The sequence below is a fragment of the uncultured Lactobacillus sp. genome, assembly GCF_948948975.1.
In the GTDB taxonomy this organism is placed as follows: domain Bacteria; phylum Bacillota; class Bacilli; order Lactobacillales; family Lactobacillaceae; genus Lactobacillus.
In genome coordinates this window covers 1-21,191 of record NZ_CARBVX010000006.1, presented here as the reverse complement: position 1 = coordinate 21,191, position 21,191 = coordinate 1, and the positions used below count along the sequence as shown (strand labels likewise).

The window sequence follows — 21,191 nt, the reverse complement described above, 5'->3', positions numbered from 1 at the left end:
TTTTTATCCCCTACTCTTTTGTCCGTGATTTACAAAATTATCTAAAATATCTAAGCAAAACATACAATCTTCACCTGATTCACGGTGAGAACCATAGTACATATTGCAGATATGGTAACCGGAATCGTAGATGTTTCTTAACGACTTCAAACCAGCTTGCGACTTATTTTCGGCTGGTTCTTTATTTGCATCTAACTTACTAATTTTTTCTCTTAACAGTTGATTTTCAACTTTTAATTCTGTATTTTCTTTCAATACTTCAAGCATGTCATTTTCCAGACCGGCAACAGTTTTTGTCATTGCCTGAAGATTGTGCTGTAATTGTGACAATTGTGAAAATGGATCCACTCAAAAACACCTACCGTTCAAAACTCAATACTAAATAATCTAATGTATTGTGGAAACTAACATTACTAGCTCGCATCTTATCGCAAGTCATTAATAACTCTAATAAAGATGCACTTGCTCTTAACTTTTTGCCAGCTTCTAAGCTCTTCATTGCCAAAGTCTTAAGCTGATAAAAAACAAACTTTTGACTTGCCGGCTTAGTAGCAAGATTGCTGATCTGATTCACACGCACCAAGGCTAAATCATTATGTTCTAATAATTCTTGAAACAAGTATCTACTCTCTTCTTCAAGCTTACTTGTATCGCCTAGATCATCAATTTCTTCATCTGTTAAGCCATATTCAAGTAGCCGTGCTCTTTTACTATCAATCTTTTCATCAGAAAAATTAAGAATCTGGGTTCTGGATTTAACCGTTGGTAAAATCTGATTTTCATTATTTGTGATCAGAATCGTAACTACTGGTGCTACTGGTTCTTCTAATAAATTAAGCAAGGCGTTGCTTGCAGCTAAAGTTAATTTTTCCGCATTTTCAATTATAAAAAAGCGGCGATTTCCTTCAACAGGGCTCTTAGCAAGTTCTTCTTTTAAAGGACGAATCTGATCAATTGAGAGAGTCTGCTTACCTTCTAGTTTTACTAAGAAGACATCTGGATGATTTCCATCTAAGATTCTCTGACAATTGTTACAAGTTCCGTCTGGCTTATCTTCTCCTAAGCAATTAAAAAGGCAGGCCAGCCAGTAAGCTGTATTTATTCCCTTCTTTTGCATGGGATCGACAAACAAGTAACTATGGGCAACTTTTTTATTTAAATATGCATCCCTTAAAAGATCAGCCTGCTTTTGGCCAATATTTTTTAAATCAATCATTAAAAGTGCTTAAATTCCTCAACTGGTAATACAAAGACAGTCGCTCCGCCAACAGTAACTTGAACTGGTTTTCCAAGCATGGAAGTGCCTGCAGCATCCATGTTCATATTCGAGACATATTGTTCTCTAGTATGGGAGCTCTTTTTAATGATTTCTAATACTTCATTTACGCGGTCATCTTCAATACCCACGATAAAAGTTGTATTCCCTGCTCTCAAAAAGCCACCGCTGGTAGCTAATTTAGTTGCACGAACATCATTTTGAATAAATTCTTTTGCTAAGGTATCTGCATCTTTATCCTGTACAATTGCTAAAACAAGTTTCATTCTTACCAAATCCTTACATAAAAATATCAGGTAATTGTTTTCTTATTATTTTAACACTATTAGCTGCAACATCCTTGATCGGCAAATTAGCATCTACTTTTTTAATTCGATCAGGATAGCGTTCAAGTAATTCACGATAACCAGCATAGACCTTATTATGGAAGTCAATTTTTTCTTGTTCAAGTCGATCTTCTTGACCAGCCCGCTCTTTTTCAATTCTAGCCAAACCAATAGCTGGATCTAGGTCTAAGAAAATCGTTAGGTCAGGTTCAAGTCCGCTAGTTCCAAAATTATTAATTTGCTTTACTTCTTCAACACCTAGATTTCTACCTACACCTTGGTAAGCTAAAGAACTATCAATAAATCTATCTGATAAAACTACTTTACCAGCTGCTAAGGCTGGACGAATTACTTCACTCACATGTTGACTTCTTTGGGCTGCATAAAGCAAAGCCTCAGTTCGATCGTCCATTTCTTTATTTTCTGGATCTAAAATAATCGTTCTGATATTTTCTGAAATTTTCGATCCCCCTGGCTCACGTGTAACAATAGTTCGCTCTTGTAAAGTTTGCGGCAATTGCTTAATTATTTCGTTAATAACTGTAGTTTTTCCTGCCCCATCTGGGCCTTCAAATGTAATTAAATATCCTCTCATGTCTACCCCCACTTGGCATTGTACTGTAAAAGAAAAAAGAAAGACAGACTTGTTTTTTCAAGATTATTTATTTTTCCACAAAAAAAGTCCACCGCAGTGGACTACATTATCTAGTAATAACGCTTGATGAGCTACTAGATTTAGTGTTTCTTCTTCTTGCTTCTTCGTATAAAAAAATAAATTTTGCATGAAGAATTTTATTTAAAACTCGATTATCAAATGAATAATCGATTGTTGTTTGATCGAAAACTTTTTGTTCAGCAAGTTGTCTTTGCAGGTGAGCAACAATTCTTAGTAATCGTTCGTCACCTGCTTTTTTAACTTTGTTCCTTTTTCCAATCATAGATCTGTTCTCCCTTGAACAGCGCGCTTCAAAGTAATTGAGTTCGCATATTCAATATCGCTACCCACGGCTAAACCAGCAGCAAGACGCGTTACCTTTAAGCCAGCTGGCTTAATCAGCTTAGCTAGATACATAGCAGTTGCTTCACCTTCTGGGCTGGAGTTTAGGGCAAGAATAACTTCTTTAACTTCATCTTGTTTTTGAAGTCTAGTAATCAAGCTCTTAATGTTAATTTCTTCTGGGCCTACTCCATCCATTGGGGACAAGACTCCATGTAAGACATGGTACAAGCCATTATATTCGCCCATTTCCTCAAAAGCCATGACATCTTTTGGTTGCTCAACTACCATTATCGTTGAGCGGTCACGATTTTGATCGCGACAAATCTCACATGGATCACTTTCAGTGATGTTTCCACAGATAGAACAAGAATGAAGGTTTTCTTTCACCTGCATTAATGACTTAGAAAAGTCTTCCACATCATCTTCTGGCATGTCCATTGTGTAAAAGGCTAAGCGAGTTGCTGTTTTTTCACCAATACCAGGCAGCTTCATATAATTATCAATTAAACGGGCAATTGGTAATGGATATTGCATCTTACATCAAACCTTTAGTGTATTTGCCCATTGATGCTTGAGTAGCATCATCGACTGCCTTGATTCCCTTGTTTACAGCATCGATAACAAGATCTTGAAGCATATCTGGATCGTCGGGATCGATTGCTTCCTTATCAATCTTCAAGTCTTTTAATTTACGGTCGCCGCTAAAAGTAGCAACTACCATGTCATCTGCAGACTTACCAACAAATTCTTGAGTAGCTAAGTTTGCTTGTTCAGCTTCCATTTGTTGTTGCATCTTCTTAGCTTGCTTGATCAAGCCTTGCATGTTACCCATGCCCATACCACCAAAATTAGGTCTCTTACCCATATTCTTTCTCTCCTTAATCTTTAATCTGTGCTAGATCTCCAAACAATTCTTTAGCCTTATCAATGACTTCTTTTTTAGCTTGAGGATCTATCTGATTACCATTTGCTTCTTGTTCAGATTTTTCTAGTTTTTGAAATTTTTTAGCAAGTAACTCTTCTTTATGACTTGCCACAAAATCATGCCGTACTTTCAACCATGAAGAATCTGCAACTAAAACAATACTATAATTATGCTTTGTTAGCTTCGCAATTTCAGTTTCAAGTTGAGAAATTAAGTCTCCATCTTGATTTGCTCGCTCGAACCATAATTCATACTTACATTTTAAAACAATTTGCTCATGACTTGCAGCCACAGGATCCAAAACTTCCATTACAGCTCTTTGAGATACCTTTAGCGTAGACAGTAAGTCTGGCCAAATATCTTTTACTGTATTTAAGTCTTCCTTAGTGGCATTTTCAAGCACATGATATACTTGCCGGCGGTTATTTTCTTGAGCCGCTTGGTTATTAGAATTAGCCTTTCTTCTTTTCGGCTTTTGTTCTGGCTTATTTTCTTGTTCATTACGCTGCCTAATTTGCGACTTAGTTTCAGTTTTAATTGTGCCAGAAAAGTCTGAAGTAGTACTTCTAGCAGGTGCCGGTCTATTTTTCAATTCCGCAACTTGCTTACTTAAAATGTCAATTTGATTTTTTAGAGTTTGAACAACATCTGACGAAATTGCTTCAGCTTGTTGAGGTGTATTATCAGCTTTTACTGGCGCTTGGGTTACTTGAACTACAAATACATCAAGCGGAATTTGTTGCTGGTTAGTGTAGCGCAAGTCATTTAAGGCACTATTAGCCGCTTGCACGAGTGAGTAGAATTTTTCTTCTGGAATTTTAGCTAATTCAGAAACATAATTCTCAGTTAAAAAAGTTTCTTCCTTCTTACTCTTAATTGCTAGCATCCCTTTAACAGTTAGACTGATTAACTCGTCTAAAATGTTCTTAGTAGATGCTCCATCCTGCAAAAGTGCATGAACTATTTCAAGAGCTGCTGAAGTTTCACCATTAAGTAAATTTAATAATACTTGTTCAATTTTTTCTTGAGCCGCATAACCAGTTATTCTTAAAGCATCTTCATATTTAACCTTATCTTGATCATAAGATAAAATCTGATCCAAGATACTTAAACTGTCACGCATTCCACCATCAGCTACTTGAGCAATTACTTCAAGGGCCTTTTCTTCAAAGTCAATTTTTTCTTGGCCAAGAATATAAGTCATGCGAGCGATTAAATCATGTTGATCAATCCGCTTGAAATTATAGCGCTGGGTTCTAGAAATAATAGTTGCTGGAACTTTTTGAAGTTCTGTTGTAGCTAAGATAAAGACCACATGCTCCGGCGGCTCTTCTAGTGTCTTAAGCAAGGCATTGAAGGCACCCATCGAAAGCATATGAACCTCATCGATGATGTAGACTTTATATTTTCCCTGTGTTGGGGCGTATTTTACTTTATCTCTGATATCTCGAATTTCATCAACACCATTGTTAGATGCGGCATCGATTTCGATGATATCATTCATTGTTCCTTGATCTGCCGCAAGACAGTTTTCACATTCATTACATGGTTCTCCATCTTGCAGATTAGTACAATTTAAGGCCTTGGCAAAAATTTTAGCACATGATGTTTTACCAGTACCACGTGGTCCTGCGAATAGAAAAGCATGTGATATCTTGCCACGCTTGATTGCATTTTTTAATGTATCAGTAATCGCTGTTTGTCCTACGACTCCATCAAAAGTTCGCGGACGCCATTTACGATATAGCGCTTGATAAGCCATTTTGCACTTCCTTTATCAAAAAAACTCCTAGCTCAAACGAGCTAAGAGCTGTTTAAATTCTCAAAAAAAGGCACATGCCCAAGCAACCTTAGTGCTGCTACCTTCCGGTCCTGACACAATTTGGAGGTCGGACATTGCCCACAAACTATAATACAGTATTTTGATTTATTTTTCCACTATTTATCTTGCTTTTGTTTACGTCTAATTTCACGGAAAAAATCTTTTAGCATTTGGGCTGCTTGATCCCTAAATAAACCGCCATAAATTTTAGGATGGTGATTAAATTTTTCTACCTTAAATAAGTCAATGACACTGCCTGCTGCTCCAGCTTTTGGATCAAAAGCACCATAATAAACTTCAGCTAATCTTGAATTAATGATAGCACCGCTGCACATTGGACAGGGTTCAAGTGTAATAAACAAACTACAGTCGACTAGGCGCCAAGAATTTAATTTTTTACAAGCTTGTCTAATGGCAATCATTTCCGCATGCTGCGTTGCATCTTCATCAAGCTCGCGTCTATTATACCCTTCACCAATCACATTGCCGTCTTTATCCACAACAACTGCACCAATTGGCACTTCACCTTGTTCTTCAGCTTTTTTTGCCTGTTCAAAGGCTAGGTGCATGTATTTTTCTTTTTGCTCTTTAGTTAACATATATCTTCCTCTTTAATTTCTGCTTATATTCTAACAAAAAGAAAAAAGCTAGCGACCCGCTAGCTAAAAATTTTTATTGTTGGTTATAGAATTGATTTTTTGTAATGTATGAAATTGATTTTACATATTGGCCCTTATGATGGATCTTAACATATTCCTGATTTGGATCATAACCACCTACTTGCTTTATTTTATAAGCTCTAGTTTTACCATCCTTTGGGTTAATGATCGTTACTTGTTTGTAATTCTGAGTGTTTTTCGGAACCTTAGCATAACTAACTGTTTCACTAACCAATGGATTTAAACGATCAGTAGTAGACGTATGAACAGTCAAAACGCCAATAATTGCTATTACCAGTACAGTCAGAAGTGAAATAACTCCTATTTTAAATTTCTTCATATTTTACCCCCTGCATTAAAGCTTAATTTTTAACAAATTGAATAGTCTGATTGTTTAATTTAACTACGTAATCACAGGCATTCCATACTTTCGGATCATGGGTTGCTATTAAAATTATTGCCTGCTTACTAAAATCTGCCAATAAATGTTTTAAAATAAGTGAAGCATTATCTGGATCTAAGGATCCTGTTGGCTCATCTGCAAAAATTATTTGAGGTTGTTTCAAGATTATGCGCGCCAAGGCTATTCTCTGCTGCTCTCCTCCACTTAAAGTATAAACTTTCCGTTCTAAATCTAAATATTTCAAATCTAATTGCTCAAGAACCTCATGCATTAATTTTATTTTTTGGGATTCCGGCATCTTTTTATGCTTTATCCCAACTGATAAGTTACTCTTAACAGAATCATTATCAATTAATCCAAAATTTTGAAAAATATATCCTAATATATCTCTTCGTAATTTATCTATATTTTTTTCACTTACTTCTTTTCCAGAGATACAGATCTTCCCAGAGTCGGGTTGTTCTAGTCCTCCAAGAATATTTAAAAAAGTAGTTTTTCCTGCACCACTCTGCCCAATAATTGCATAGCTCTTTCCTTTTTCAAATTCACATGAAGTCTCGTTTAAAATAATTCTATCTTTAAACTTTTTACTAATCTGAACAGCCGATAACATACTGATCCCCCCCTTTAATTTCCTTTATTTAACGTCAAAAGTAGTTTCTTTTCAGATCGATTTGAAAGAAAGAAAATAATTAACCCCTCTGCAATTAAATAAATAATTAAATACCAAAGAGAACTAAAGGACGCTTTTTGAACTATGAACACACATAAAAATAAAATTGTATCTATACTTAAATTAAATAAAATAAATCTAGAGACCAAATTTATATTTGATTGACCAAATAATTTATTAATTGTTAATTTCGAGCGATTTTTTTGGATAAAGGATAAACTGATAAACGCAATAACTAAAATTAATTGGATTAAAGAAATTATAACTATTAAGGATAAAATTGTAATACGCTGAACTAGCTCAATTCTAAAGTTAGCCAATCTTGTTTTAGCATCTGTAATTCCACCAATATACTTAGAAAGTCCAGTTTTATTTAAAGTTCGCTGCAACTTGTCTAAATCAAAAAACTGAATCATCCCTTGAGTTGCTGCAGAATAGTAGAAATTATCCGATAAGGCATTCAAATTATTTATTACTACAATAATTGGATCTCTTGAAATTGAATCAGCAATTTCTTTTCCAATCGTATAATTAAAAATAGATTGGTTGTTCGCATAAGTAACTATCTTTAAACTTCCCTTCATCTTTTTTGTACCTGATAAAGTTTCCTGGAAATTTATAAATTCATCAAATTTTTTGATAAAACTCTGTCTCTGATTCTCTCTATTTATAGGAATTAAGATTGTAAAATTTTTATTTTTAATATCTTTAAAACTGATTTTTTTATTATTAGTACTCTTGATTTCATTGTATTTAAAGTAGTTTTTATTAACAAAAAGTACATTTCCATTTTCTGGAGTATCATCTTGTAAATTAGGATGAAATTCTTGTGAATTTCTTGAAACAATATTATTCGGCATTAAATCCATTGTTTCTCTAGTTAAACTCCCTAATTTATCTGTTTCGGTTACATTTTTATCATCTACATTAGTAAATTGAAGAACATAACCACTATTGTGCTTAATCCATTCATGCATTATAGTCTGATCATTTCTAAAAGTCTCAACCGTATGGTGTAAGCTTAAGACGTTGATAGTAGTTAAAATTATCAAAGATATTTTAAAGATATATCCTGTCGCAACGAAAGGTCTAGTATAAGTTTGTCCCTTCAAAGCTGGATAAAGATTAATATATGCTAATACAGTATAGGAAATAAGATCCAAAACGATGAAAAACGCAAATATAAATATCAACAATAAGGAACTATATTTGAGCCAAAATATAATCCCATCTTTATTCATCACTAAAAGTGCATAGCCTATACTCAGTCCTAGAAATATGCCGATTAAAGTACTAAATGATACAAGCATTCGTTTTAGATCGTTAACTATTATTTGTAGATACGACCATCCATTTAACCTTAAAACTGCGTATTTTTTAAATGAATAAATTTTTTCAATCAACATAATGATAAGTAAAATAGCTAAAAGACTTATAAATATAGGTAAATAGCTAATTATGTTACTTTCATTTTTTAAAAGGCTGAGTAAAGAAATATGATAAATTGTAAAACTCAATCCTAAGCTTGATAATTTTTTACTCAATTCTTTAAGTGATTGAGAATCAGCGTTGGTATAGTAACGTCCTTTAACTTCTTCTAAATTAAGTTTCTGGTCGTTTATTTTTGAAATATCTGAATTTTTGAAACAGGTAATATTTTGATTTAATTTATCATTAAAATTATAAAATGACTTCGACGTATTCCCAGTTACTGTGTTTAATCTTACTAAACTAATTTGATAGTTATTTTGAGTAGCACTTTTCTTTAATTCATCAAATACTCTTTTTTTAGAATACTTTCCATTTTGATTAGTTACTTCAATAACAGTAGGACTTCCAGGAACATTTCCCTTATCCAACTGCTGAGTAAGCATACCGAGTAAAATCAAACTAAGAGCAGTTATAATTCCAAAGATTCCTAATTTAACAATCCTAAACATTTTCTCATATACAAAAATAATAGCGCATTTAATGCGTTATTATTTTTCCCCTTTATAAATTATTTCACATTGTAATATGATTGGTTTCCCATCCATGCCTTCGTAGCAGAAGCTCTTGCAGTTACTCCTGGTCGTGTCCATCCGCTAGAAGTCGAGTAGTTTCCTTTCACGGAAGCACTGTGAGTTCTACCATTATGTGAATAATACGACCATACATAGGTATTGCTTACTCCATAATTCCAAGTTCCTCCTTGCGCATAAACTGTTGCTGCCAAGGCTGGCGTGATAGTCAATGCTAAGGCTGCTCCAGTCGTTGCAAGAGCAGTTATAATTCTACCTTTCTTAATATTATTTAATAATAATTAAAAAAGCATTTATATATTCTTTAATTATTTTATTTTTGTTAATAATAATATAATACTTTATAAATTACAATAAAAAGTTTAATTTTTTTAAAATAGTGATCAGAAGTGCAAAGATTTCGAAAATCATCTTTATTCCTCCTCTATTTCTTATCTAAGACAATATATATAAATATTCAAGTTCACAATTAAATTTCGATATTTCGAATTATTTTTAGATCAACTTTCATTCTATAATCGATTTGCAAGTTTCGTTAGACCTGCATGTCTCAGAACATCTTTTAATTGCTGCATAGACTTTTTATCTCCTTTTTTCATATCTTCAAAATATTGCGTAATAAGAATCTTTAAACCAAACCTGTCATCAAAAGGCAACGTACGAATAAGAGCCATTGTTTCTGACACATATTTATCAATTTTTCTAATACAAAGCGCCGTGTATAAATAATTAACGCAAACTGTGGATACTCTCCGCTGAAAAGTAGCTGGACAATTTTCTAAATTTTTATAGTAGCGTAATACCTTTCCCATTCTAGCAATCAAAATGTCTGGATCAGAAATAGGCATAGAGTTACCAAAAATTGTTAATGCCTCGTTATCTGTAACCCAATTATCTTTTTGATAAATATATTGATTAATTTTTGCTCGAGTTGCTTTATCCATTGAAATCATTTCGTCTTTTAAATAAGCCCTGATTAATACAGCCCGATAATATGTAATTTTTGGAACAGCAGGCATATTTTCCAATTCATGAGTAATTTTCTCGACTTTTTCTAAATCATTATTGTTAAAAGCAACCGATAATTGATTAGAAATATTCTCTATCATCCTTGCACGTTCATCAATTTTGTATGAGCCATTGACTGACTCAAAAAATTTTATTATATCTACATGATTAGATTTAAGAAGTAAAATTAATTTTTCACTATCAATATCTGCTTCTTTTCCATTTTTAGCATAACCTGTTTCTATTTCTGAATAGTGAGAAACAGACATAGGTATATTTTTAATCCAAGCGGCTTGTGTTTTATGCTGAGCCAATCTTTCTTTTCGAAGAGCTTCTCTTATTTTCATATCATCATCTATTCCTATGTTTGAGCTTATAAGTACTAGTATTTGTAAATATAATACCCTTTATAACTAAAAAAAGCTGGCTAAATTAACCAGCTTCAATAAATAAATTCATCATAAAACATATTCATGTATAGGATAATAAGTAAAAATAAAAAAGATCTTTTGACCCTTTCTATCTAAATACGACCACGTTTTTTAATCGTATAACAGTTAACAAAATAGCCGATTGATCCAATGAAATAAAGCATCGCTAACCCAGCTGCGCCTAAGAAACGATCACCATCAATCGATAAGTAAATCATTCCACCAAGACCAGCTAAAACAATCAAGACTAAAATAATATTGATAAACAGTTTCATAATGAATTCACTTCTTTCAAAGTATTATTTCTCTACTTTGTATCCGTTTTCATTATAAACCTTTATTGTTATTTTTTTAATTATTTGTACTCATTAAAATGTAGTAGCCTTTGTCTCGAGTTAAAATCTCACAATTTCCGTATATCTTTGTCATTAATTTCTTGGCACTAGGTGCACCTTGTTTCTTCTGAATTACTACCAACAAGACGCCATTTTCTACTAGATGATCTTTCGCTTCAGTTAAAATTTGGTCGACTACCTTTTTACCAGCACGAATTGGTGGATTAGTAATAATTAGCCCATATTTTTTATCCACTTGTTCATAAATGTCTGACTGATAAATATTTACATTATCGATTCGATTAAACTGTGCATTTCTTTTGGCTAAGTCCAAGGCACGCTCATTTACATCTACCATATCGACTTCTTGATCAGGCCAAAACTTAGCCGCAAATAATCCCATTGGACCATAGCCAGTTCCAACATCTAAGATGCCATCTTTTGGAAAATCAACGTTTTTCATTGCCTTTATTAAAACGCCAGAGCCATAATCAACTCTCAATTTTGAAAAAACACCTGCGTCAGTTGTAAATTTCAAGTCGATATCATCAATATGATAATCAACTAGGTGTTCATCATGCTTGGCATCAGGATTAGCCGCAAAATACATTTGATTCTTTTTTGTCATAATTATTCTCGATTCTTTAATTTCTACTTATAGTTTATCAATTCTACTTTGTTTTTTTCTATAAAGTCTTATAATTAGAATGTTACAGAAAGGAAGAGATAGAATGATGATTTCTATTCCTATATTTATTTTAGCAATTATTGTTGGAATTATCTGTTTATGGATAGGCTTTAGAATAAAAGGCAACCAAGCAGTTTTTGGTCGCGTTCTTTCAACAAATAGACAAACTTGGGCAAGATTTTGGTTAACAGCTGGGTGGGTTATCATTATAATTGCTGGTTGTTATCTTCTATTCATGATTATTCTACATTTTTATTTGAAAGTGTAAAAAAGCGTAAATTCATTTTTGAATTTACGCTTTAATTTTTATCTTTTTTCTTTTCAATCCATTCTTTAAGTTTATCCCACTCCCGAGGAGGTCGATTTTCTTTTAATTCTTGGATTTGCTTTTGTAAGTTTTGATTTTGCTCGGCCAGTATTTTATTTTGATCTTCTAGCCGGTCTAATTTATCTAAAATTAAGGTCAAGTCTGCATTCTTATCTTTAATACTGATTTTGCCCTCATTTCTTCTCATCAAGTAGGCAGTAAGTGAACTAGTAACTATTCCCATTACTCCCACTCCAATAAGGATCATCACCAAAATTACCAATTTTCCCAATAAGGACTGTGGCGAAATTGTATGCTTAGAAATATCTCCATAACCGACAGTACTTGCAGTAGTTACTGCCCACCAAAATGCTTGGTCTAATGAAACATGTTCAGTAATCGAAATTGCAACTGATCCTAACATCAAAAAGGCAATACTAAAGTAGATTACATATAAAATCCCATGAGTATGTAATATATCTTTTAGCATACCTACTAGACCAGCCAACCGGATTAAACGTAATAGCCTAAAATATAAACCAATATCTCCCAACTGAGCCAGTTTCATCCAACTAAAGGCAAGACCAACAGGAATAATTGCTAGCAGCTCAAAAATATTATTTCTAAAAAATATTTTCTTATTTTTTGCAAGATAGAGCCGAGAAAAGTAATCTATTGCCAAAATAATTAAAATAAGGTTATTTAGCCAAAACCACTTACTATTCCTACTATTAATATCAATTATTGCCGCAAAATCTAACACAAGCAGAATAATTGAAATAATAGCTAAAGTAGCTTTAAACCATTTATAAAAATTTTTCTTAAACATAGCTTTATTGTAAACAAAAATGAGGACTCCGTAAAATAGAGTCCTCATTTTCAGTAGGATGTTCAGTTAAGACGTTATTACTTAACAGTAACAGTTGCGCCAACTTCTTCAAGCTTAGCTTTGATGTCGTTAGCTTCGTCTTCAGAAACGCCTTCTTTAACGTTCTTAGGAGCACCATCAACAAGGTCCTTAGAATCCTTAAGGCCAAGACCAGTGATGTCACGAACAACCTTGATAACCTTAACTTTTTCTTGACCAACATCAGTCAATTCAACGTCAAATTCAGTCTTTTCTGCACCTGCGCCTGCAGCACCTGCAGCAGCAACTGGAGCAGCAGCTGAAACACCAAATTCGTCTTCAATAGCCTTTACTAAGTCGTTTAATTCAAGGATTGAAGCACCTTTTAAATCTTCAATAATCTTTTCAGTATCTAAAGCCATTATAAGTTTCCTCCGAAATTAGATATGTGTAAATTTACTAATATTATTCGTCTTTTGAATCAGCGACAGCCTTAACAGCGTATGCAAAGTTGCGAACTGGAGCTTGTAATACAGATACAAGCATTGAAAGTAAACCTTCGCGACCTGGAATAGCTGCAAGTTTCTTGATTTCTTCTTGGCTGGCAACCTTACCTTCGAGCATACCACCTTTAATTGATAATGCGTCGATATCATCTTCGTATTTAGAAACAATACGAGCTGGTTCAGTGATGTCTTCTGCATCAGCAGTGTAAACAACAGCAGTAGGACCAACAAAAGTATCGTCTAAACCTTCAATACCAGCCTTTTCAGCAGCACGCTTTAAGTAAGTGTTCTTGATAACTTTCATCTTAACGTTAGCATCACGAAGATCCTTACGTAAGTTAGTTACTTCTTCAACAGTTAAACCTAAGTAGTCAATTACTAAGATAGCCTTAGCTTCCTTAAGTTCTGCTGCAAAGTCATCAACAAGCTTTTCTTTTTTAGCAATGATTGCTTTACTCAACGAATTCACCTCCAAATTTACTTTAAGATAAATTCTATCAGCCGAAATAAAAACTCCATGCCAAAAAGACATGGAGTTGTAAAACTCTTTGTTTTTCTGGCCTCGGCGGGATATTAAGGCACGTTAGCCACCCGAGTCTTAGGTAGAATTTACTGTACAATATATTACCTTAAATTAGATAAGTCGTCAATAGCTTTTTTTAATTAAACCATTTTTCGCGAATCTTTTTTAGCTCTCCCGTCTTCTCTAAGTGGTCAAGAGCTTGATTAATCTTGTTTTTAAGAGTTTTATCTTTTTTATTGATTCCTACTGAAAATTTTTCACTTGGATATAGTAATTTTTCTTTTTTAAATTCTTTTTGATACTTGCTATGAGCTAAATAATAATTTGCATATACCCCATCAATTAATAAGCCATCAATTCTGCCAGCTTTTAAATCAATGAAGGCATTGTTATAAGTATCATACAGAACTGTACTTTTGACACGTTTCTTTAAGACTTTAGGATAATTATCCAAATCGTCGCCTCCTGAAGATCCTGTTTGAACTCCAAGAATCTTCCCCCTCATTTGTCGATAATTATTTATTCCTTCATTTTTACGTGTAACCAGGATCTGATCATTTTCAAGATATGGTTTTGAAAATGCTACTTTCTTTGCCCTAGCCTTCGTCTTAGTATATCCGTTCCAGATAACATCTATTGTCCCATTGCGAAGTTCTGTTTCTTTCATTGACCAATCAATTGTCTGAAAATCAGGTTTTAAACCGATCTCCTTGCAAACGGCCTTCGCTAAGTCAACATCAAAGCCAACAAGCTTACCATTCTTTTGGCGAAAATCCATTGGTACGAAGCTGTCATCAACACCAATTACTAAAGTACCACGTGATTTAATCGTCTGCCATGAGTTTTCCTGTCTTTGACATCCAGCCAGGCCAACAGAAGCTAGCACAATGATCAATAGGCTTAAAAATCGTATTATTTTTTTCATCATTTTTCTATTGGCTCAACTTTTAAGATTTTATCAGCAACAGCTTTTCCAAACTGGTGATCATGAGTAATAATCACCTGTGTCATTCCTGTTTGTTTAAGCTTTAAGAAAATATCTTTTACTTTTCCTACTAACTCGGGATCTAAGGCAGACGTAGGCTCATCATAACACAAGATTTCAGGTTTCATTTGCAGGGCTCTGGCAATGGCTACACGCTGCTTTTGTCCTCCTGATAATTGATATGGATATAAAGTTTTAAACTTGTCTAAGTCTAATTGATCTAAAACAGGTGCAGCTGCTTTTTCAGCCTCTGCTTTACTCATCTTATTCACCATAATTGGAGCAAGGGTAATATTATCCATTACAGAAAGGTTTGGAAAAAGATTGTAATCTTGAAAAACCATCCCTACCAAATGATTATTACGATCTGTAGGATCAAATTCTTTTCCATTATGGAGGAATTTTCCACTATCGGCACTTTCAAGCCCCGCAATCAAACGAAGAAGCGTAGTTTTTCCTGCACCTGAAGGGCCAATAATACTTAAGATATCCCCCTGATCTAGTGATAAATTTAACTTATCAATAATTTTTCTCGCACCAAAACTTTTACTTATATTCTTGAGCTCTAAAACTTTATTTCCAGACATTGCTTCTCTTCTCCACCACTCTCAATAAAGCTGTTAAAACTGCTGTCATTGCCAAATATACGCACCCTACTAATACTAGTGGAACTAAAGACACGTCTCTTGCAGTCGCAACATTTCCGGCACGTAAAAGGTCTCCTAAACCAATTACATAGACCAAACTGGAGTCCTTAACTAAGTTTATCAGCTCATTACCAATCGAAGGTAAAACAATCTTAACAACTTGTGGACGAACAATACGATTAATTGTTTGCCATCTACTTAAGCCTAGCACTTGTGCTGCCTCAAATTGGCCGACAGGTACTGCTTGCAGTCCACCACGGAAGATTTCTGCAAAGTAAGCAGCATAATTGATAATAAATGCGACTAACGCAGCTTCGTATCTTGGAAAGACAATTCCAACAGTTGGTAAGCCATAAAAAATAAAAATTAATTGTAGTAAAAGAGGTGTACCACGAATAATCCATACATAAAATTTCAAAATAGCTTTAACTAATTTCAATTTTGAATGTAAACCAAAGGCAACTAATAAACCTAGCGGAATAGAAACTACAGTCGTCCAAAAAAAGATTTCAATAGTTAACCAAGCACCGGAAAATAATGATGGCATAATACTAAAAATATAATTTAGCATTTCTCCTTCAGCTCCTGTTCTAAAAATAGCGTATTGTTTAATTTTAGCTAAAATCTCATTACACTTTCAACCTTAGTACAAAAAAAGACTTCACAATTGTGAAGTCTTTTCGTTTAATTAAACAACTATTAATTAGTCTAAGTTTAATGGATCCAAGTGGATACCAGGGCCAAAGGTTGCAGAAACGGCAACACTCTTAACATATTGACCCTTAGCTGATGCAGGACGTGCACGAAGAATAACGTCACGTAATGCATCAAAGTTTTGTGCTAATTTTTCAGCGTCAAATGAAGCCTTACCGATTGGTGCATGGATTAAACCTTGCTTATCAACACGGTATTCAACTTGACCTGCTTTTTGGTTTTCAACAGCCTTAGCAACGTCCATAGTAACAGTACCAGTCTTAGGGTTTGGCATTAATCCCTTAGGTCCTAAGATACGACCTAAACGACCAACCTTAGCCATCATCATTGGAGTAGCAATAACTACGTCAAAGTCTAAGTAACCGTTTTGAACTTTTTCTACTAAATCATCAGAACCAACTTCGTCAGCACCTGCTTCTTTAGCTTGGTCAGCTTGTGGACCTTCAGCAAAAACAACAACCTTCTTAGATTTACCAGTACCGTTTGGAAGTACCAATGCACCTCTAATTTGTTGATCTGCTTGCTTAGGATCAACGTTTAAGTTATATGCAACTTCAATAGTTGCATCAAAGTTTGCGTATGAAGTTTCTTTTGCTAACTTCATAGCTTCATCTACTGAATAAAATTTAGTTGAATCAACTTTTTTAGCTGCTTCTAAATATCTCTTTCCATGCTTTGCCATGTAAAAATCCTCCTGAAAATGTGGTCAAACGAGTCTTCTCACACTCTCCCACCTTGATTCGTTAATTTTGATTAACGATCCGACGTTCCTAAAAACACTAGTCTTCGACAGTGAAGCCCATGCTTCTAGCAGTACCTTCAATCATGCGCATAGCAGCTTCAATATCTGCAGCGTTTAGATCTTTCATCTTGGTTTCGGCAATTTCCTTAACTTGGTCCTTAGTTACCTTAGCAACCTTCTTAGTGTTAGGTTCACCAGAACCCTTGTCCACTTTAGCAGCCTTCTTCAAAAGAACAGCAGCTGGTGGAGTCTTAGTAATGAATTCGAATGAACGATCTTCATATACAGTAATAACTACAGGGATAATCATACCCTTTTGATCAGCAGTACGTGCGTTGAAGTCCTTAGTGAAACCAACGATGTTGATTCCAGCTTGACCCAATGCAGGACCAACTGGAGGTGCAGGAGTTGCTGCACCAGCAGGAATTTGCAGTTTAACTACGTTAATAACTTTCTTTGCCACGGTCAATACCTCCTTGATTCCGTGATGCGGTTATAGTGGAGAATTTTCCTTCTTCTCCTCCCACAATAATAAAGATACTCTAATATACTACCAGCAATTTATTAAATTGACAATAGCTAATTAAATTTTTATTATTGGTCAAATTCTTTTACTTGGTTATAGTCAAGTTCAGCATTTGTTTCTCTGCCGAACATATCAATAGAAACATAAAGTTTATCTTTTTCTGGGTTAATTTCAGTAATCTTACCACTCATGCCACTAAATGCACCATCAATAATAGTTACTGTTTCACCAACTTCATAGTCAGCTTTAGGTTCTTTAGCTGGTTGGCCTTGAGAAGCAAGAATTCTTTCAATTTCGTCATCGTATAAAGGAGATGGCTTTGATCCACCACCGTGACTGCCAACAAATCCAGTAACGTTTGGCGTATTTCTGACAACATACCAACTTTCATCAGTCATTACCATTTCTACTAAAACGTAACCTGGAAATACCTTTTCATCGACTTCTTGCTTCTTACCACGAACAGTTTCAGTCTTTTGTTCTTCAGGAACAATTACTCGAAAGATATAATTTTGCATACCCATTGATTGGGCTCTAGAAAGTAAATCTTTCTTAACCTTTTCTTCGTAGCCAGAATAAGTGTGTAAAACGTACCATTTCTTTTCGCTGGTTTCAACCATGTTTCTAAACTCCTTAAAATAATACCTTTATGCAAATAAAAAAACCTCCGAGGGAGGCCTTTTTAACTGATTTAATTATAACACATATACTGTTTTTATAAGAACATTTGCGTTAAGTAGCTAAATAATAAATCTAGCAAACCAAGGTAAGCCCCAAACAAAATTGAGCTGATGATTACAACACCGGTATCACGTCTATTTTGTTTCCATGTAGGCCATGATACTTTTGCCATAGTTTGGTTAACACTCTTAATAAACTTAAACATTGCTTACCTACCTCGTTTCCTTATGCAAAGTTTGCTTTCCGCAATGCTTGCAAAACTTCTTAAGTTCAAGTCTTTGTGTTCTATTCTTGCTTGCTGCAATAGAATAATTGCGAGAACCACATACAGTACATGCAAGAGCTGCTTTCTTTACTGCCATAAAACCACCCCTAAACTGCATTTATCTTAGCAAAAAAATGTTATTTTAGCAATTCCTATCAATAAAGTAAAGAAGAATCTAATTTACTCATCAAAAAATTATATCTCCTTTTAAATAATATTAATAGATAGTGTAGAATTATACTTATAAGATCTTTTTTAATTAAAAATAAAGCTATCTTCAAAATTGAAAATGAAATAAAAAATAACAATTTTACTTCATTAACTTTATTTCTGTTTAATTTTAACTGCTCTTATGCTGATATTCAACTGATTGGAAGGATTTATTAATTAAAAGGACACCTTCTCCTCTTAATTAAATATTTATCATGGCAGAAAATTCAACTCATCCACTACAAAATTCACTTCCCGAAAAAAGAAACAATAACAAGAGCAATTTCACTTTTTGGGACAATTTTCCAGAAACTCAAAAAGATATGATTGCTATCAATCGTATTATCTTAAAACATGTAAATACTGTTCCGGGCTTACTAGGAGAAGCACTAAAAGATACCTTTGCTTTCCCTGGCAAAATGCTGCGTCCTGCTTGTGTAATGCTCTTTGGCTCTTTTGGACCAAACGCTAACCAAAAACGCGAAGAACTACAAAAAATAGCAACCTCAATTGAGACTCTCCATAATGCTACCTTAATTCACGATGATATTATCGATGAATCGAGCATGCGCCATGGAAGACCCTCAATTCAGACTAAGTATGGCAAACATATCGCAGTTTATGCTGGCGACTATTTATTCGCTTTATCACTCACTCTTTTAAGTGAAAATGCTCAAAGCCTGCACAGTGTTATTGCAGATGGAAAAACCATGCAAAATATCCTAGTCGGTGAAACTGAACAGTATAACAATGCCTATAACATTAATATTTCTGAAAAGGAATACTTAGATCAAATTAGGGGTAAAACTGGAGTCTTATTTGGCCTAGCTTGTTTTATTGGCGCTTATGAAAGTGGCCTTAAAGTAACTAAGGCTCTAAAAGCTAAAAAATTTGGTGAATACTTGGGCCAAGCTTTTCAACTAAGAGATGACATTTTAGACTATACAACTACTAGTTCTACTTTTAAAAAGCCGGTCTTATTAGATGTTAAAGATGGTATCTACTCAGGTCCCTTAATTTTCGCCTTACAAAACGACTCTACAGGCCGCTTACATGAGTTAGTTAAATTAGGACAAGATTTGACTAAGGAACAATTGCAAGAGATCGAAAAAATGGTTAATGATCTTGGCGGTGTAAAGCAAGCACAAAAGTTAGCTGATAAATATACGGATAAAGCTTTACACAACTTACAAAAGCATTGGCCAGAAAATCAAACTCGCCAGCAACTTGAAAAGCTGACAAATATTTTATTAAAGAGAAGCTATTAATTAAGAGAATGTTAAGAGCGTCTCTTTTCTTTCCTTATTCTTTACTAATTCGCTATAATCTTTTTCTGTGATTATAATTCTAGAAAGTAGGAAAAGAAGTGAATAAGACAAAAGAAAATTCGCATTTTTTTGCCTGGTGGGTTTTTATTGCCTCCTGTTTAATTTCATTAGTAGGATTTGGATTAATTGTTAATACTATTGGTTTGTTCTTTGAGCCAATTAGTAAGAGCTTCCATGTTGGTCGAGCAAGTGTTGCCTTAATGACAACCTTGCAAAATGCTGCTGCCGCAATTACCTTGCTGTTTGCAGGTAAAATTATGACCAAGCTTAACTTGCGTTGGCTTTTAACTTTCTGTTTTGCTGTAATTGGAGTTTCCATGCTCAGCTTATCAGTAGCACAAAGTTTGACTCATTTTTATATTGCTTGGATTATCATTGGGATTTGCCAACCAATTGCTATTACTTTATCCATCCCTGTCCTATTAGGAAATTGGTTCAATGAAAAATTAGGAACTGTGATGGGAATTGCCCTTGGAGTTTCAGCCTTTGGTGGTACCATCTTTAACCCAATTATTGGTAACATCATTACCAACTTTGGATGGAGAGGTGGCTTCATCTGCGAAGGATTACTAATTCTCGGAATTTTAGTTCCTTCGGCATTCTTCTTAAGAGAAAAACCTAACCAAAAACACCAAGCATACGGCAAAGTGAAAAATATCCCAGAAAAAGTTCTTGAAACTAGCGGACTTACCCTTAAGGCAGCCCTTAAGACTCCTGTCTTTTATGCTTTAGCATTTGCAATGCTCGCCTTACAATTTGTTTCTGGATCTGTGCAACATATTTCAGGGCATATTACCAGCCAAGGACTTCCATTAACAATTGGTGCCTCCGTAGTTTCTGGAGTAATGCTTGGAGCAGCAGCTGGTAAGATTTCTATTGGTTTTATGCTTGATCGCTTTAATACTCGAGCTACTTTATTTATTTATTCTCTATTTGGCTTGTTAGGCTGGAGCGGCGAAATTTTCTTTAAGACTAGTCTTCCACTTATTGCGTCTGCCTTTATTTTAGGTTTGGGTCAAGGTGTGTGTTTAGTCGCTCTTCCTTACCTTATTCGGGAAGAATTCGGAGCTAAGGACTACAGTACAATTCTTTCAGTAATTAATATGACTGGTGCATTCGCAATGTCTGCATCTGTTTACTTAAATGGTCTTTTATTTGATACTACTGGTTCTTATAACTTCGGCTGGGCAATCAACGCAACTGCTTTCGCGCTTAGTTTTATTGCCTTGTTCCTTACACTTAAACGACAAACTGAAACTCAATCATTAAAAGAAAATCTAGACTAAATCCATATAAAACATTCTAAGCTAAATAGTGAATTAGTTATCCGACGGGATAATTGA

30 protein-coding genes, 1 other RNA gene and 1 other annotated feature are annotated in these 21,191 nt (G+C 34.4%); of the genes, 3 read left to right on the top strand and 28 right to left on the bottom strand.

What is annotated here, in order from left to right; translation table 11 throughout:
- Nucleotides 1-3 precede the first annotated feature (3 nt).
- From yabA to Q9R40_RS03710, 17 genes are all read right to left on the bottom strand, one after another.
- Entirely contained in the window at nt 4-348 is a 345-nt protein-coding gene (gene yabA / locus Q9R40_RS03790) for a DNA replication initiation control protein YabA (RefSeq protein WP_004895731.1), read from the bottom strand.
- Between the two features lie 10 nt (nt 349-358).
- Nucleotides 359-1,216, bottom strand: coding sequence for a DNA polymerase III subunit (locus tag Q9R40_RS03785; protein WP_304676400.1), 858 nt, complete (start codon nt 1,214-1,216; stop codon nt 359-361).
- A complete protein-coding gene (locus tag Q9R40_RS03780; protein WP_004895733.1) occupies nt 1,216-1,542 on the bottom strand; it encodes a cyclic-di-AMP receptor in 327 nt (108 codons plus the stop codon). Before Q9R40_RS03780 ends, Q9R40_RS03785 begins: the two co-directional genes overlap by 1 nt.
- Nucleotides 1,543-1,555: 13 nt before the next feature.
- Nucleotides 1,556-2,197 (bottom strand): dTMP kinase, encoded by a 642-nt coding sequence (tmk, locus tag Q9R40_RS03775; RefSeq protein WP_304676399.1) that lies wholly within the window; start codon nt 2,195-2,197, stop codon nt 1,556-1,558.
- A 106-nt stretch (nt 2,198-2,303) separates the two neighbouring features.
- Nucleotides 2,304-2,540 carry a YaaL family protein gene (locus tag Q9R40_RS03770; RefSeq protein WP_304676398.1) on the bottom strand — a complete coding sequence of 79 codons (237 nt, stop codon included), beginning with the start codon at nt 2,538-2,540 and terminating at the stop codon, nt 2,304-2,306.
- Nucleotides 2,537-3,136 carry a recombination mediator RecR gene (gene recR, locus Q9R40_RS03765; protein ID WP_061400187.1) on the bottom strand — a complete coding sequence of 200 codons (600 nt, stop codon included), beginning with the start codon at nt 3,134-3,136 and terminating at the stop codon, nt 2,537-2,539. The genes Q9R40_RS03770 and recR overlap by 4 nt, the downstream gene beginning before the upstream one ends.
- A gap of 1 nt (nt 3,137) precedes the next feature.
- Nucleotides 3,138-3,467 (bottom strand): YbaB/EbfC family nucleoid-associated protein, encoded by a 330-nt coding sequence (locus Q9R40_RS03760; RefSeq protein WP_023599254.1) that lies wholly within the window; start codon nt 3,465-3,467, stop codon nt 3,138-3,140.
- Between the two features lie 13 nt (nt 3,468-3,480).
- Nucleotides 3,481-5,289 (bottom strand): DNA polymerase III subunit gamma/tau, encoded by a 1,809-nt coding sequence (dnaX, locus tag Q9R40_RS03755; RefSeq protein ID WP_304676397.1) that lies wholly within the window; start codon nt 5,287-5,289, stop codon nt 3,481-3,483.
- A gap of 62 nt (nt 5,290-5,351) precedes the next feature.
- An RNA gene (ffs, locus tag Q9R40_RS03750) (signal recognition particle sRNA small type) lies at nt 5,352-5,432 on the bottom strand.
- Between the two features lie 33 nt (nt 5,433-5,465).
- Nucleotides 5,466-5,948: a tRNA adenosine(34) deaminase TadA gene (gene tadA / locus Q9R40_RS03745; protein WP_004896738.1), complete on the bottom strand. Its 483-nt coding sequence runs from the start codon at nt 5,946-5,948 to the stop codon at nt 5,466-5,468.
- 73 nt (nt 5,949-6,021) lie between these two features.
- Nucleotides 6,022-6,348 carry a YxeA family protein gene (locus tag Q9R40_RS03740; protein WP_304676396.1) on the bottom strand — a complete coding sequence of 109 codons (327 nt, stop codon included), beginning with the start codon at nt 6,346-6,348 and terminating at the stop codon, nt 6,022-6,024.
- A 22-nt stretch (nt 6,349-6,370) separates the two neighbouring features.
- On the bottom strand, nt 6,371-7,024 hold the full coding sequence (locus Q9R40_RS03735; RefSeq protein WP_270516518.1) for a putative bacteriocin export ABC transporter: 654 nt from the start codon (nt 7,022-7,024) through the stop codon (nt 6,371-6,373).
- Between the two features lie 14 nt (nt 7,025-7,038).
- Entirely contained in the window at nt 7,039-8,973 is a 1,935-nt protein-coding gene (locus Q9R40_RS03730) for a bacteriocin (protein ID WP_304676395.1), read from the bottom strand.
- A gap of 110 nt (nt 8,974-9,083) precedes the next feature.
- Nucleotides 9,084-9,353, bottom strand: a complete 270-nt coding sequence (locus Q9R40_RS03725; protein WP_304676440.1) for a lactococcin 972 family bacteriocin — start codon at nt 9,351-9,353, stop codon at nt 9,084-9,086.
- A 264-nt stretch (nt 9,354-9,617) separates the two neighbouring features.
- On the bottom strand, nt 9,618-10,460 hold the full coding sequence (locus Q9R40_RS03720; RefSeq protein WP_304676394.1) for a transcriptional regulator: 843 nt from the start codon (nt 10,458-10,460) through the stop codon (nt 9,618-9,620).
- A 176-nt stretch (nt 10,461-10,636) separates the two neighbouring features.
- Nucleotides 10,637-10,819, bottom strand: coding sequence for a hypothetical protein (locus Q9R40_RS03715; protein WP_014567132.1), 183 nt, complete (start codon nt 10,817-10,819; stop codon nt 10,637-10,639).
- Nucleotides 10,820-10,895: 76 nt separating this feature from the next.
- Entirely contained in the window at nt 10,896-11,507 is a 612-nt protein-coding gene (locus Q9R40_RS03710; RefSeq protein WP_270516515.1) for a class I SAM-dependent methyltransferase, read from the bottom strand.
- 103 nt (nt 11,508-11,610) lie between these two features.
- Here Q9R40_RS03710 and Q9R40_RS03705 point away from each other — a divergent pair, with 103 nt between their 5' ends.
- Entirely contained in the window at nt 11,611-11,835 is a 225-nt protein-coding gene (locus Q9R40_RS03705; RefSeq protein ID WP_270516514.1) for a hypothetical protein, read from the top strand.
- 31 nt (nt 11,836-11,866) lie between these two features.
- On the opposite strand, the gene Q9R40_RS03700 is transcribed toward Q9R40_RS03705, so the two are convergent.
- From Q9R40_RS03700 to rpmG, 11 genes are all read right to left on the bottom strand, one after another.
- Nucleotides 11,867-12,703 carry an ion channel gene (locus Q9R40_RS03700; RefSeq protein WP_270516513.1) on the bottom strand — a complete coding sequence of 279 codons (837 nt, stop codon included), beginning with the start codon at nt 12,701-12,703 and terminating at the stop codon, nt 11,867-11,869.
- A gap of 77 nt (nt 12,704-12,780) precedes the next feature.
- Nucleotides 12,781-13,143 (bottom strand): 50S ribosomal protein L7/L12, encoded by a 363-nt coding sequence (gene rplL / locus Q9R40_RS03695; RefSeq protein ID WP_003647769.1) that lies wholly within the window; start codon nt 13,141-13,143, stop codon nt 12,781-12,783.
- 43 nt (nt 13,144-13,186) lie between these two features.
- Nucleotides 13,187-13,687, bottom strand: coding sequence for a 50S ribosomal protein L10 (rplJ, locus tag Q9R40_RS03690; RefSeq protein ID WP_270516512.1), 501 nt, complete (start codon nt 13,685-13,687; stop codon nt 13,187-13,189).
- A gap of 37 nt (nt 13,688-13,724) precedes the next feature.
- Nucleotides 13,725-13,848, bottom strand: a sequence feature (ribosomal protein L10 leader region).
- Between the two features lie 38 nt (nt 13,849-13,886).
- Nucleotides 13,887-14,675 carry an amino acid ABC transporter substrate-binding protein gene (locus Q9R40_RS03685; protein ID WP_304676439.1) on the bottom strand — a complete coding sequence of 263 codons (789 nt, stop codon included), beginning with the start codon at nt 14,673-14,675 and terminating at the stop codon, nt 13,887-13,889.
- Nucleotides 14,675-15,322, bottom strand: coding sequence for an amino acid ABC transporter ATP-binding protein (locus Q9R40_RS03680; RefSeq protein ID WP_304676393.1), 648 nt, complete (start codon nt 15,320-15,322; stop codon nt 14,675-14,677). The genes Q9R40_RS03685 and Q9R40_RS03680 overlap by 1 nt, the downstream gene beginning before the upstream one ends.
- Entirely contained in the window at nt 15,309-15,953 is a 645-nt protein-coding gene (locus Q9R40_RS03675) for an amino acid ABC transporter permease (RefSeq protein WP_004896733.1), read from the bottom strand. The genes Q9R40_RS03680 and Q9R40_RS03675 overlap by 14 nt, the downstream gene beginning before the upstream one ends.
- A 132-nt stretch (nt 15,954-16,085) precedes the next feature.
- On the bottom strand, nt 16,086-16,778 hold the full coding sequence (gene rplA, locus Q9R40_RS03670) for a 50S ribosomal protein L1 (protein WP_004895751.1): 693 nt from the start codon (nt 16,776-16,778) through the stop codon (nt 16,086-16,088).
- A 97-nt stretch (nt 16,779-16,875) separates the two neighbouring features.
- Nucleotides 16,876-17,301, bottom strand: a complete 426-nt coding sequence (gene rplK, locus Q9R40_RS03665) for a 50S ribosomal protein L11 (RefSeq protein ID WP_004895752.1) — start codon at nt 17,299-17,301, stop codon at nt 16,876-16,878.
- 131 nt (nt 17,302-17,432) lie between these two features.
- Nucleotides 17,433-17,984 (bottom strand): transcription termination/antitermination protein NusG, encoded by a 552-nt coding sequence (gene nusG, locus Q9R40_RS03660; RefSeq protein ID WP_004895753.1) that lies wholly within the window; start codon nt 17,982-17,984, stop codon nt 17,433-17,435.
- A 95-nt stretch (nt 17,985-18,079) separates the two neighbouring features.
- Nucleotides 18,080-18,250: a preprotein translocase subunit SecE gene (gene secE / locus Q9R40_RS03655; RefSeq protein WP_004895754.1), complete on the bottom strand. Its 171-nt coding sequence runs from the start codon at nt 18,248-18,250 to the stop codon at nt 18,080-18,082.
- A 7-nt stretch (nt 18,251-18,257) separates the two neighbouring features.
- Nucleotides 18,258-18,407 carry a 50S ribosomal protein L33 gene (gene rpmG / locus Q9R40_RS03650; protein WP_003647778.1) on the bottom strand — a complete coding sequence of 50 codons (150 nt, stop codon included), beginning with the start codon at nt 18,405-18,407 and terminating at the stop codon, nt 18,258-18,260.
- A 328-nt stretch (nt 18,408-18,735) separates the two neighbouring features.
- Here rpmG and Q9R40_RS03645 point away from each other — a divergent pair, with 328 nt between their 5' ends.
- On the top strand, nt 18,736-19,788 hold the full coding sequence (locus Q9R40_RS03645; RefSeq protein WP_270516510.1) for a polyprenyl synthetase family protein: 1,053 nt from the start codon (nt 18,736-18,738) through the stop codon (nt 19,786-19,788).
- 98 nt (nt 19,789-19,886) lie between these two features.
- Nucleotides 19,887-21,134: an MFS transporter gene (locus Q9R40_RS03640; RefSeq protein ID WP_304676392.1), complete on the top strand. Its 1,248-nt coding sequence runs from the start codon at nt 19,887-19,889 to the stop codon at nt 21,132-21,134.
- The last annotated feature ends 57 nt before the right edge of the window (nt 21,135-21,191 follow it).